This is a genomic window from Sporosarcina sp. P1, assembly GCF_002743155.1.
GTDB lineage: Bacteria > Bacillota > Bacilli > Bacillales_A > Planococcaceae > Sporosarcina > Sporosarcina ureae_B.
In genome coordinates, this window is sequence record NZ_PDYS01000003.1 from 72224 (window position 1) to 84732 (window position 12509).

Genomic DNA, 12509 nt, shown 5'->3' on the forward strand with positions numbered 1-12509 from the left:
CACACAGCGGTGCCGAAAAAGCATCGCTGTTTTTTAATGAAATAAAGTAAAAGTTATAAAGATTCATTTGACTTCATAAATATACAATTGTATACTAGTTTACACATACTTCAAATGGATGGTAGGGGATCAACAAATGGTAAAGACAAATCAAACAACTACAGGCATAGAGAAGGATAGCTTAAAAGGACGCGACTTTTTAACACTGCTCGATTATTCTAGTGAGGAAATTGCATATCTCATACAACTAGCATATGACATGAAGCAAGATACATTGGCTGGTAAGACACCGGATATCTTGGCGGGTAAGACACTAGGCATGATTTTTGAAAAGAACTCTACACGTACGCGTATTTCATTCGAAGTAGGCATGATCCAATTGGGCGGACATGGTTTGTTCATGAATGCACGGGATTTACAGATTGGTCGTGGAGAATCTGTTTCAGATACTGGAAAAGTATTATCCGAGTTTCTAGATGGTGTCATGATCCGTGCGAAATCCCATAAAATGGTGGAAGAATTGGCAGAACATACTTCAGTCCCAATCATTAACGGATTAACTGATCTATTCCACCCGTGCCAGGCGATGGCGGATTTACTAACCATCAAAGAAGTTAAAGGCGATTTGAAAGGCTTGAAACTCTCCTATATTGGGGACGGAAACAACGTTGCGCATTCATTAGTAATTGCCGGTGCACATATGGGCATGCATGTTTCTGTCGCGACACCTAAAGGATATGAATACCACGCAGGATTGTTTGAAAAGGCGAAGAAAATTGCTGAGTCGAATGGTGGAAGCGTGACGTCGACGTACGATCCGATTGAGTCTTCCACTGATGCAGATGCAATTTATACGGATGTTTGGACTAGTATGGGGCAGGAAGAGGAAGCGGCGAAGCGTCTAGTAGACTTCAAAGACTTCCAGATCAATGATCAATTGGTTGGCCATGCGAAAAAAGATTATGTGTTCTTGCATTGTCTACCAGCACACCGTGAAGAAGAAGTGTCGACTTCCGTAATCGACGGGAATAACTCGTATGTATTCCAGCAAGCAGGAAACCGTCTGCATGCACAAAAAGCGATCCTCGCATCTTTACTATAATAAATCGATTAGCTGCTTTCCTGGTAATTCGGAAAGCAGTTTTTTTATGTTGTGCCATCTTACATTTGATATACTGAATGGAATCCGAATAGGGGAGGAAAATAGTTGATTACGTATTTACTTGTATTTCTTGCGGGTGCAGCTCCGGGATTTGAAGTGTTGGTGGCGGTTCCTTTGGGAATTCTACGGGGGATGTCTTCGCCAACTGCTATAGTGGTTGGTTTTGCAGGAAACGCTTTCACTATAGTACTTGAAATTATAGTTTTTCAGAAATTGAAAAACTGGTGGGAAAGCAAAAAGAAAACCGATGTAAAAACTCCGTCAAAGCGTACAGAGCGTGCGGAGAAAATTTGGAAACGCTTTGGTGTTCCAGGTCTAGCATTGCTCGGGCCAGTACTGATCGGCTCCCATCTGGCAGCATTCCTAGCACTTGCCCTCGGTTCATCTAAATCACAAACAGCTTTTTGGTTGCTGTTAAGCCTTGCTATTTGGTCGATCGTCTTTGGCACACTAACCGTTTTGGGTGTAGATGCCTTCTTTTGGACTCGTCAAAAAATAGGATAAGCGATATACTGCTGAATCGTGTAGACAGAATAGTTTGATAATGTGTATACTATATTCAGAAAGTAAAGATAGTACGTATTCATAGAGTGGTTTATTTGCGCATAGAGTACATTCTGAGAATCATTCCATCTGCGCATAGATTTCATTGAAATGAATAGGACATGCTTTGGAATATGCACGACGGATTGATAATTTCACTTCTAAACGAAAGAGGAGCGGATGGATATGATGCAAACACCACTGATTCTATCTACATTTATTACACGCGCAGAGCGGTTTTTTCCAAACAAGATGGTTATTTCACGAACAGGAGAACAGCGTATACAGCGTTTTACGTATCGTGAATGGGCAAAGAGAACACGTAAACTATCGAATGCACTGACACAGTTAGGAATGGAGCATGGAACGAAAGTTGGGACGTTCGCTTGGAATCATCACCGTCATCTAGAAGCGTATTTTGCGGTGCCTTGTACGGGTGCAATCCTGCATATGATCAACATCCGACTATCACCTGAACATATTATATATATTATCAATCACGCAGAAGATGAAATCTTGTTAGTAGACGCAGAATTTTTCCCTCATCTTGAAAAAATGGCACCCATGTTGAAAACGGTAAAACATTTTGTGGTCATGGGGGACAGTAAAGAAATCCCTGAGACTACACTAGAAAATGTGCATTCCTATGAAGCACTGTTAGAAAGTGCCTCAGATGAGTACGACTATCCACAAGATTTGGATGAAAATACACCAGCTGGTCTTTGCTACACATCAGCCACGACAGGACTACCAAAAGGAGTTATTTATACGCACCGGGGATTAGTTCTACAATGTTACGCACTTGGATTATCGGATGCAATGGGAGTGTGTGAACGAGATATTGCCATGTCCGTTGTACCGATGTTTCACGTCAACGCATGGGGAATTCCGTTCGCAAGTGTTTTCTACGGCACGACACAAGTCTTGCCGGGACCAGGATTTAATCCGACGGTACTCCTTGATCTAATTGAAAGTGAAAAAGTAACCCTTACTGCAGGCGTACCGACGATTTGGCTCGCTGTACTGAAAGAATTGGAACAAAATCCACGTGATATCTCTTCACTGCGTGCTATTGTGTGTGGTGGCTCTGCTTCACCAAAAGGCTTAATTCGTACTTATGAAGAGAAATACAAAGTTCCATTCATTGTCGGCTATGGCATGACGGAAACTTCCCCACTTGTCAGTTTATCTGTATTAACTTCTTCCATGGATAATTTGACAGTAGATGAGAGAATCGATATGCGTGCGTTACAAGGCTTGGTCATGCCGGGACTTGATATTCGTGTAGTCAATGAAGAAGGGGAAGTACCGTGGGACGGTCTGACGATGGGTGAGTTGACTGTCAGAGGCCCATGGATTGCAAGTGAATATTATAAAGATGAGCGTACAGAAGAAGCGTTTAAAGATGGTTGGCTTTATACAGGAGATATAGCGGTTATGACAGAGGATGGCTATTTGAAGTTGATGGATCGTACGAAGGACCTGATCAAGAGTGGCGGCGAATGGATTTCTTCTGTAGATTTGGAAAATGCTTTGATGTCACATGGCGACGTGTACGAGGCAGCGGTAATTGCGGTTCCGCACGAGAAGTGGATGGAGCGCCCGGTGGCTTGTGTAGTGTTGAATGAGAATGTGGCGGAGAGTGACGCGAAAGTGCAAGAGTTGAAAGATTCGCTAAAGGGGCAGTTTGCGAGTTGGTGGATTCCGGATGAGATTTTGTTTGTCAAGGAGATTCCTAAGACGTCTGTTGGGAAGTTTTTGAAGGCGGCTTTGCGTGATCAGTTGAAAGAGCGCTATACGAAGAAGTAAAAGACACGCGGGTGCACCGTTTCCCTGCATTCCAGGCGGACGCGTTCGGGAGGGCCCGCGGTTAGCCAACTAGGTCGCAAGTTCAAAGAAGTGCTCCTAACGCTTCGCTTTTACTCGCAAAAGCCGTCCTTCGTTACGGCTCTTGCTCCCTTTAGTTGTCTAACCTATCGGGCTGATCCTCCCCGAGTCGCCGCCTTACACTTCGGTCCACTAGCGTTTTTTCTGAAAAATGCGATGATAAGAAAATATAGTTCAAAAGATAAACCCTTCACACTTTAATCAATGTGAAGGGTTTATCTTTTCTTTACTGGTCTTTTATTGTGCTTGGGCGAATGCTTGTGATAGTTCGTTAGTGATTTCTACTTTTTCTGTTTCGTCTGCCCGTTTCCATAGTTGCTCGAAAAACACACCCAATCCAGGTAATAGGTGTTCTTCGCCTCGTTGAATGGCATCATCGATAACACCTCGTACGTCAGTGGAGCTATTGTTTGTCATGTTTGCTGAGATCGCATCGCGTATTTGGAAATTCATGTTCTTCAGCCTCCTTTATTCTCATCTTTTCCACAAAAGTCGCTAAATATACGTCGATTTGATACACTAAAAAGAAAAAAAGGATGTTCAGCCTCTTGAATAAACGAATTGAATCAACTCAAAACTCATTAGTGAAACATTGGAAGAAATTAGTTACGACTAGAAAGGAACGCGATCAAACAAAAGAGTTCCTTGTGGAAGGTTTTCATCTTGTCGAAGAAGCCATTAAACAGCCCGATTTGGTTATTCAATTACTTGTACGCGAAGATATTGAAATTCCGGCACATTGGACAGCGCCAATTATTGAATTGACAGCTGCAGTCGCTAAGGAAATTTCCGAAACAGAGCAGACACAAGGTGTTTTTGCCTATTGTCGACAACCCCACTACGCAGAAACAGATCAGTATCAGTGGAAGCGAGTGTTGTTAATTGATGCTGTACAGGATCCAGGAAATATGGGTACGATGATTCGTACTGCAGACGCAGCAGGTCTGGATGCGGTAATCTTAGGTAAAGGATGTGCAGATCCATTCAATCCGAAAACGGTTCGCTCCGCGCAAGGTTCTCATTTCCATATTCCTGTAGTACGTGAAGAGTTGTCCGTTTGGATAGATCGTTTAAAAAACCAACAAGTACCGATCATTGGCACCGGTTTGCAGCAAGCTGTTACCCTCAATGAATTGCAAGCACACACTTCATTTGCCCTACTTGTAGGAAATGAAGGCAGCGGTGTCGATAGCGAATTACTATCCCAGGCCGACCAGGTAGTGAAAATTCCGTTGTACGGTCAGGCGGAATCACTGAATGTGGCAGTTGCTACAGGTATTTTGTTGTATACACTTCGTCAGCACTGACATCTCTATTGAAGGCGTAATCGATTTACGGTATACTAGAAGGCGAATCAAAGAAAATAGCAATGACCGGGAAAAGTAAATGGTGAGACACGTTTACCAGGGATTCCACACCTTGACTGAAAGTGTGGAAAACGATGCTCCATTGAAGTTCACCCCGCGAGCTGCGCGCTTGGACCAAACATGTAAAGGCGTGCCGGCATAGGACCGTTATTCCAATTCAAGTGATTTTGCATCGTTGTTTTTTGATGCAAACTAATCAGGGTGGTACCGCGAAATCGACCTCGTCCCTTTTATAGGGGCGAGTTTTTTGTTTTCCGGAAAGTTTCGTAATTCCCCCCACGGAAATAGAGAGAGGAGCAAGTACACATGAAAGAACAGTTGCATGAACTGAAAGAACAGGTAATGCTGAAAATTAAAGAATCTACTACTGTCAAAGAATTGAACGATGTGCGCGTAGCGTACCTCGGAAAAAAAGGTCCGATTACCGATCTGTTAAAAGGAATGGGTAAACTACCTGCTGAAGAACGTCCCAAGATGGGGGCGCTCGTCAACGAAATCCGTGAAAGTGTAACGGGAATTCTTGAAGAACGAAAAGAAACACTTGAACAGCAAGCGATCCAAGAACAATTGGAAAATGAATCGATTGATGTGACATTGCCAGGCCGTCCAATAGAACTTGGCAATCATCATCCGATAACACGAGTAGTAGAGGAAATTGAAGACTTTTTCATTAGTATGGGCTACGAGATCGCAGAAGGTCCCGAAGTAGAAAAGGATTATTACAACTTTGAAGCGTTGAACTTGCCAAAAGGTCATCCGGCACGTGATATGCAAGATTCCTTCTATATTACAGAAGACATTTTATTGCGCACACACACTTCTCCTGTCCAAGCGCGTACGATGGAAGCGAAAGATGGGGCTGAAATCAAAATCATTTGTCCGGGTAAAGTATGCCGCCGAGATTCAGATGATGCGACGCACTCTCATCAATTCACACAGATTGAAGGACTTGTTGTGGGCGAAAACATCCGCATGAGTGACTTGAAAGGCACACTGGATTTATTGGCAAAGAAATTATTCGGTGCTGAGCGTGAAATCCGTTTGCGTCCAAGCTTCTTCCCATTCACTGAGCCTTCAGTTGAAATGGATATTTCTTGTTTTAAGTGTGGCGGAACAGGTTGTAACGTTTGTAAGAAAACAGGCTGGATCGAAATTTTAGGAGCGGGTATGGTTCATCCAAACGTTTTAGAAATGGCCGGCTATAATCCAGAAGAAGTTACAGGATTTGCATTCGGTATGGGAGCGGAAAGAATTGCGATGTTAAAATACGGAGTGGAAGATATTCGTCAATTCTATACAAATGACATTCGGTTTATATCACAATTTTACCGGTCAGAGGCATAAGGAGGAATATGGATGTTAGTATCAACAAATTGGTTAAGTAATTACGTAGATTGGAACGAACTGTCCATAGAAGAACTGGCAGAAAAAATCACTCGTTCTGGAATAGAAGTAGACGGCATCATCGATCGCTCTTTCGGTATGGATCATATTGTCATTGGACACGTGAGTAGTTGTGTAAAGCATCCTGAGGCGGATAAATTACATATTTGTCAAGTCGATGTAGGTGGAGAGATTTCACAAATTATTTGTGGAGCTTCAAATATCGCAGAAGGACAAAATGTTATTGTCGCACGACCAGGAGCTGTCCTGCCTGGTGGAATGAAAATCAAGAAAGCGAAACTTCGTGGTGAAGAGTCTAACGGTATGATCTGTTCACTACAAGAACTCGGTATAGAAGGAAAGTTGGTTCCTAAAGCGTATGCAGAAGGAATCTATGTGTTACCGAATGATGTCCGTGCTGGAGATAGCGCATTGACGCATCTTGGATTGTACGACCGTATTTTGGAATTGGATTTAACGCCAAATCGTTCTGATGCATTAAGTATGCTCGGCGTTGCGTACGAAGTAGGGGCGATTTTATCGAAAGATATTAAATTGCCAGAAATTACGTATTCAGAATCTGCTGAGAAAGCTCAAGACGTTTTGAAAATTTCTGTAGAAGCAGCAGAAGACAATCCCATGTATGTGGCAAAAGTAGTGAAGAACGTCAAAGTTGCAGAATCACCTCAGTGGTTGCAAAACACGTTGATGTCTGCGGGTATCCGACCGCATAATAACGTAGTGGATATCACGAACTACGTATTGATGGAATATGGTCAGCCTCTTCACGCATTTGACTATGATCGTCTTGAAACAAAAGAGATTGTCGTGCGTCATGCTCATGAAGGCGAAAAAATCGTAACACTTGACCAAGTAGAGCGCACATTGAATGATCAGCAACTAGTCATAACGAATGGCAAAGAGCCAGTTGCACTTGCGGGTGTAATGGGCGGCGCTAATTCAGAAGTGTATGAAGGTACGACAACAGTTGTCATCGAGTCCGCGTATTTTGCACCAAGTTCTGTTCGTCAAACTTCTAAAGAAGTCGGCTTACGCAGTGATGCAAGCACACGCTTTGAAAAAGGTGTGGATCCGAATCGTGTAGCAGAAGCAGCAGAGCGAGCGGCACAATTGATGGCTGACCTTGCAGGTGGAGAAGTTCTTGAAGGATCTGTTACGTTCGACGAACTCGACAAAACATCCGAGAAAATTATTCTTTCACCGGACTATGTAAATAATCGTCTAGGTATGAAGATAGCTATGGATGAAATGAAAACGATTATGGATCGTTTACAAATCCCGACAGAATTAATCAATGGGCAACTCGTAATGGATATTCCGACACGACGTCAAGATTTGAAAATCAAAGAAGACATGATTGAAGAAATCGCGCGTCTCTATGGTTACGACGAAATTCCAAAAACATTACCCATCGTAGAAAGTACACCAGGCGGTTTGACTCCTTATCAGGCGAAGCGTCGTATTGTCCGCAGATACCTTGAAGCGGCAGGTCTATCGCAAGCTTTGACGTATTCATTGGCTTCACCGAAAGATGCGCAAGCTTTCGCGCTAGAGACAGCTCCTGTAACGAAATTGCTTATGCCGATGAGTGAAGAGCGCAGCGTTCTACGTCAAAGCATCATTCCACACCTTCTCGATGCGACAACGTATAACGTGGCTCGTCGAAATGAATCGATTGCACTTTATGAAACAGGATCTGTTTTCCTTGGTTTAGAAGAAGATGGTTTGCCGAAAGAAGTCGAACACGTTGCAGCCGTATTGACTGGCAAATGGGTTCATCATGCATGGCAAGGTGAAACGAAAAAAGTCGACTTCTTCGTCATGAAGGGAATTGTGGAGGGATTGTTTGAGCAGTTAGGTTTGCTAGAACGACTACAATTCACAAAAGCGACAGTAGATCAAATGCACCCAGGTCGTACAGCGACAGTATGGTTGGACGATCAGTCAGTGGGTATCATCGGTCAAGTACACCCAACCATTCAAAAACAGCGTGACTTACAGGACACATATGTCATGGAAATGAACTTGCAGGCTATTATGCAAACTGCAACGGAAGAGCTTTTGTATGAAGCTGTTCCGCGCTACCCTTCCATCTCTCGTGATATTGCCTTAGTAGTGGACCGAGACACATCTGCAGCAAACTTGGAGAAAATTATCCAGCAAGCAGGCGGCAAATTACTGAAAAAAATTCAGTTGTTTGATTTGTACGAAGGGAAGAACGTAGAAGAAGGAACAAAATCCGTTGCGTTCTCTCTGACATACTTCGATCCTGAGCGTACGTTAACGGATGAAGACGTAGTACAGGCGCATAGTAAAGTATTGGACGCGTTAACTGTACAAGCGAACGCACAACTCCGATCATAATAAATAAGCAGGCTATCTATCAGTTTTCTGACAGGTAGCCTGCTTTATTTAATTGCAGTCCTATTATTTTTTATAAGCGAGTTTCAATGCTTTTTGTGTATTGGCGAAATGTACTTTTGTGATGGTGTGTAGAAATGGCTCTCCTTTTTTACGGATGATTTGACAAGCTATTTGATCCACTTTAGGTCCAGCACCTTTTGGTAATGTCACACCAGCTTGACTGCTTAATTGATCCATTGCTTCAAGGAATGCAACCCGTGCCAGAATAGAAGCAGTGGCTACCGATACGTGGAGATTTTCTGCTTTTGTCGAAAACAGCACTTTGTCTCGGATAATACTAGATTCATCCTTTAGATAATTATAATAGACACGTCGATCCGCAAACTGGTCAATGAGAATGTGTTCCGGTAAGACAGGACTCATTTTATCCAGTACTTCCTGAAGCGCTTGATTATGAAGAATAGCCTTGATCTTACCTTGCGACCATCCTCTGCTCTGAATCTCATTATATTTCATGTTATCAAGCGTCAGCACAGAGTATGTTACAACTCGTTTCAGATCATCTGCGATTTGCTGCATATACGCATCTGTAAGTTGTTTGGAATCCTTTACTCCTAGTTCCTTTACCAATTCAATCTGGTCACTACTGACAAAACAGGCGGCCACTGTGATAGGACCGAAGAAATCCCCAGTCCCCGTCTCATCCGAGCCAAGAACGGATAGCGATGCGAAATTTGCAGGTAATGTGTCACCTTTTGCTCCAGATGGTGTCACTTTCGTTACAGTTCCTAGAGTTCCCCAACGTGCAGCCTCTCTGTCTGCACCTGCACCTTGAAACAACACTTTACCAGACCGGTAAGCAGTAATAGACGTATCCGCAATCTTAGCTGCGAAAATGACACCTGGTGCATTACGAGTGACTTTATTTGTTTCATAGAAGCGAAGTACTTCCGGCATTTCTTTTTCAGACAGGACAATGACCTGATTACTCATTTATTTACCCACTCCTTGAAATGATCTATTTCTCAGTATACCTGAAACAAGAGTTTCTAATGAAGAAAATGTCTGAAATTCGAACCTCGTGTCAATAAGAGGTATAATTGATTCACAAGTACTTGATTTTCATGGTATGATTATGAGAGGGTTTTTAGGGGAGGGCATAAAAATGGCGGACACTAAAAGGGCAAGAGTGACAGTTGAAATCTACGGACAAACATATACAGTTGTTGGTACGGAACCATCTTCACATGTGCGTTATGTGGCCTCGCTCGTTGATGAAAAAATGCGCGAAATTAGTAAGCATAATCGACATCTCGACAGCAAAAGGATTGCTGTTCTGACGGCGGTAAATAATGTGCATGAATTTCTAAAATTACAAGAGAGAGTAAAAGAATTAGAAGATGAAGTGAAAAAACTGAAGGGTTGAGGAGCGAAACATGATAGATTTACTCATTATTTTACTGCTTGTAGGCGGCTTGATTGCGGGTTTTAGACGCGGATTCATCGTACAGCTCATCCATATGTTAGGATTGATTGTATCGGTAATCGTGGCGTATAAGTTCTACAAGCCATTTGCAGAAAAATTAATATTATGGATACCATATCCGGGGGCAACTGCAGTTGATACACTTAGCTGGACGTTCGAAAACTTGGATATGGATATGACGTTTTATCGTTTGATCGCATTTATTTTAATTTTTATCGGAATGAAGCTGATTTTGCAATTCGTTGGTTCTATGTTGGATTTTATCAAGCATATTCCGATTCTTGGTTTCGGCGCACGTCTAATTGGGGCTGGACTGGGCTTTATTGAATTCTACGTCATCATCTTTTTCTTATTATCTTTACTTGCGATGCTTCCTGCTGAAGTCATTCAAAACTCATTAAGTCATTCATTGCTGGCAAAAGCAATATTCGAACATACACCAATTATTTCCTCGGCAATAAGAAATTGGTGGTTCGTTTATCTAGGCTAACGCTTGTAAATAATGTACTGTACATATGAACCAAAAGCTTCCCGAACGCGTGGAAGCTTTTTTAAAAGAGTGGGGAGGACACTAACTTGAATAAAAAGACGATCATTCGTACATTTGAAAAAATTGCATTATATATGGAGTTACTAGGAGAAAACCATTTTAAGGTAGCTGCGTTCAGGAAAGCCGCTTCGATTCTGGAATTGGACACAAGAAGTCTCGCTGAGATGGATGATATCTTGTCGTTGAAGGGAATTGGTAAAGGAACCGGTGCGGTCATTACGGATTTAATGGAAAAAGGAACTTCAGATGTCTTGATGGAGCTTGAAGAGAAGGTTCCAAAAGGTTTGATTCCTCTCTTGAATATACCTGGATTAGGCGGAAAGAAAATAGCCAAATTACGGGAAGCGTTGAACATCGATTCGATTGAATCACTTCAAGCAGCTTGTGAAAGACAAGAGGTAAGCAAAATTCCGGGATTCGGTAAAAAGACAGAAGAAAACTTATTGCGTGAAATGGAAATACTCGCAAATCGTTCGGGCAAGACACCGATTTGGCAAGTGGCGAAAATCGTGGATATCGTTCAGGCTGAACTACAGTTGATTGATGAAATTCAGAAGTTTCAAGTAGCGGGCAGTTATCGTAGGCGCGAAGAAGAAAGTTCGGATGTGGACTGGATTCTCGTAACGAACAAACCGCAAATTGTTCGTGAAAAAATCTTAGCGGCGTTACCAATAGAAAAAGTGATCGCAGCAGGCGATGCTAAACTATCGATTTCGCTTGATACAGAACACCCAATCGATGCAGATTTTCGTTTTGTCACTGAAGACCAATTCGCGACAGCACTTCATCACTTTACTGGCTCTGCCGCGCATAATATACGGATGCGCCAGTTGGCTAAAAACCGTAAACAGAAAATTAGTGAATACGGTGTAGAAGATGAATCAGGCCATGTACAGACATTTTCTAGTGAAAAAGAATTCTTTGCTCATTTTGATTTGCCATTTATTCCACCAAGTATCCGCAAGGACGGTACGGAACTCGATCGGGCAAGTGAGATTTCTAAACTTGTCACGCCTGAACTGATTCGTTCCGATCTTCATATGCATACTACTTGGTCAGATGGCGGGCATTCAATAGAAGAGATGGTGGAAGCTTGTCGTGCAAAAGGCTATTCACATCTGGTCATCACCGATCATTCGCAGTATTTAAAAGTGGCAAATGGTTTAACACCTGAGCGTCTATTACAGCAAATTGAAGAAATACGTGAAGTGAACGCGAAGTATGATGACATTGAAGTATTCTGTGGAACCGAGATGGATATTCTACCGGATGGAAAATTAGATTTTGAAGATGAGATTCTAGAGCAACTTGACTTTGTCATTGCATCCATTCACTCTAGTTTCAATCAACCACAGGAGCAGATTATGGAGCGCCTACATGCTGCATGTAAAAATCCACACGTGCACATGATTGCCCACCCGACAGGCCGTATTATTGGTCAACGTGAAGGATATAATCCAGACATCGAGCAACTCATCAAATGGGCGAGCGAATACGGCAAAATACTTGAAGTGAACGCAAGTCCATATCGTTTGGATTTGCGCACAGAACATGTAATCCAAGCTATGAAAGCTGGTGTCAATATTGCGATCAATACAGATGCGCACGCGACAGAACAACTTGATATTATGCCGATTGGCGTGGAATATGCACAAAAAGCTTGGCTTCCTGCTGAGCAGGTAATCAACACATGGCCACTTGAAACATTTATTGAGAAAGTGATTCGTAAATGAAAGGGAGTGTAAG

The 12509-nt window shown here is 42.6% G+C and carries 11 protein-coding genes and 1 other annotated feature; of the genes, 9 read left to right on the plus strand and 2 right to left on the minus strand.

The window, feature by feature from the left end:
- Positions 1 to 136: 136 nt before the first annotated feature.
- The 3 genes from argF to CSV73_RS05195 all read left to right on the plus strand — a co-directional run bounded on the left by argF (position 137) and on the right by CSV73_RS05195 (position 3514).
- Positions 137 to 1102: an ornithine carbamoyltransferase gene (argF, locus tag CSV73_RS05185; RefSeq protein WP_233202840.1), complete on the plus strand. Its 966-nt coding sequence runs from the start codon at positions 137 to 139 to the stop codon at positions 1100 to 1102.
- Between the two features lie 105 nt (positions 1103 to 1207).
- Complete coding sequence (locus CSV73_RS05190; RefSeq protein WP_099626803.1) at positions 1208 to 1666, plus strand: small multi-drug export protein; 459 nt, start codon at positions 1208 to 1210, stop codon at positions 1664 to 1666.
- A 225-nt stretch (positions 1667 to 1891) separates the two neighbouring features.
- Complete coding sequence (locus tag CSV73_RS05195) at positions 1892 to 3514, plus strand: long-chain fatty acid--CoA ligase (protein ID WP_099626886.1); 1623 nt, start codon at positions 1892 to 1894, stop codon at positions 3512 to 3514.
- Positions 3515 to 3829: 315 nt separating this feature from the next.
- Here CSV73_RS05195 and sspI read toward each other — a convergent pair whose 3' ends face one another.
- Positions 3830 to 4045, minus strand: a complete 216-nt coding sequence (gene sspI / locus CSV73_RS05200) for a small acid-soluble spore protein SspI (RefSeq protein WP_085131159.1) — start codon at positions 4043 to 4045, stop codon at positions 3830 to 3832.
- 83 nt (positions 4046 to 4128) lie between these two features.
- Here sspI and CSV73_RS05205 point away from each other — a divergent pair, with 83 nt between their 5' ends.
- The 3 genes from CSV73_RS05205 (at position 4129) to pheT (ending at position 8727) form a co-directional block, all read left to right on the plus strand.
- Positions 4129 to 4899, plus strand: coding sequence for a TrmH family RNA methyltransferase (locus CSV73_RS05205; RefSeq protein ID WP_099626804.1), 771 nt, complete (start codon positions 4129 to 4131; stop codon positions 4897 to 4899).
- A 53-nt stretch (positions 4900 to 4952) separates the two neighbouring features.
- Positions 4953 to 5191 (plus strand) — a binding site (T-box leader).
- A gap of 74 nt (positions 5192 to 5265) precedes the next feature.
- On the plus strand, positions 5266 to 6303 hold the full coding sequence (gene pheS, locus CSV73_RS05210) for a phenylalanine--tRNA ligase subunit alpha (RefSeq protein WP_085131157.1): 1038 nt from the start codon (positions 5266 to 5268) through the stop codon (positions 6301 to 6303).
- A gap of 12 nt (positions 6304 to 6315) precedes the next feature.
- The gene (pheT, locus tag CSV73_RS05215) at positions 6316 to 8727 is read left to right on the plus strand and encodes a phenylalanine--tRNA ligase subunit beta (protein ID WP_099626805.1); all 2412 of its coding nucleotides are present in this window, start codon (positions 6316 to 6318) and stop codon (positions 8725 to 8727) included.
- Positions 8728 to 8790: 63 nt separating this feature from the next.
- Here the strand turns inward: pheT and rnhC are convergent, their stop codons facing one another.
- Entirely contained in the window at positions 8791 to 9720 is a 930-nt protein-coding gene (rnhC, locus tag CSV73_RS05220) for a ribonuclease HIII (RefSeq protein ID WP_099626806.1), read from the minus strand.
- A gap of 172 nt (positions 9721 to 9892) precedes the next feature.
- On the opposite strand from rnhC, the gene zapA reads away from it, so the two are divergent.
- The 3 genes from zapA (at position 9893) to polX (ending at position 12496) form a co-directional block, all read left to right on the plus strand.
- Positions 9893 to 10153: a cell division protein ZapA gene (zapA, locus tag CSV73_RS05225; protein ID WP_085131154.1), complete on the plus strand. Its 261-nt coding sequence runs from the start codon at positions 9893 to 9895 to the stop codon at positions 10151 to 10153.
- Positions 10154 to 10163: 10 nt separating this feature from the next.
- Positions 10164 to 10703 (plus strand): CvpA family protein, encoded by a 540-nt coding sequence (locus CSV73_RS05230; RefSeq protein ID WP_085131153.1) that lies wholly within the window; start codon positions 10164 to 10166, stop codon positions 10701 to 10703.
- A gap of 86 nt (positions 10704 to 10789) precedes the next feature.
- The gene (gene polX / locus CSV73_RS05235) at positions 10790 to 12496 is read left to right on the plus strand and encodes a DNA polymerase/3'-5' exonuclease PolX (RefSeq protein ID WP_099626807.1); all 1707 of its coding nucleotides are present in this window, start codon (positions 10790 to 10792) and stop codon (positions 12494 to 12496) included.
- Positions 12497 to 12509: the final 13 nt, after the last annotated feature.

What these genes read in the sequence shown, in the direction of transcription:
- argF (WP_233202840.1), top strand. Translation starts at nt 137, where the DNA reads ATGGTAAAGACAAATCAAACAACTACAGGCATAGAGAAGGATAGCTTA.
- CSV73_RS05195 (WP_099626886.1), top strand. Translation starts at nt 1,892, where the DNA reads ATGATGCAAACACCACTGATTCTATCTACATTTATTACACGCGCAGAG.
- sspI (WP_085131159.1), bottom strand. Translation starts at nt 4,045, where the DNA reads ATGAATTTCCAAATACGCGATGCGATCTCAGCAAACATGACAAACAAT.
- CSV73_RS05205 (WP_099626804.1), top strand. Translation starts at nt 4,129, where the DNA reads ATGTTCAGCCTCTTGAATAAACGAATTGAATCAACTCAAAACTCATTA.
- pheS (WP_085131157.1), top strand. Translation starts at nt 5,266, where the DNA reads ATGAAAGAACAGTTGCATGAACTGAAAGAACAGGTAATGCTGAAAATT.
- pheT (WP_099626805.1), top strand. Translation starts at nt 6,316, where the DNA reads ATGTTAGTATCAACAAATTGGTTAAGTAATTACGTAGATTGGAACGAA.
- rnhC (WP_099626806.1), bottom strand. Translation starts at nt 9,720, where the DNA reads ATGAGTAATCAGGTCATTGTCCTGTCTGAAAAAGAAATGCCGGAAGTA.
- zapA (WP_085131154.1), top strand. Translation starts at nt 9,893, where the DNA reads ATGGCGGACACTAAAAGGGCAAGAGTGACAGTTGAAATCTACGGACAA.
- CSV73_RS05230 (WP_085131153.1), top strand. Translation starts at nt 10,164, where the DNA reads ATGATAGATTTACTCATTATTTTACTGCTTGTAGGCGGCTTGATTGCG.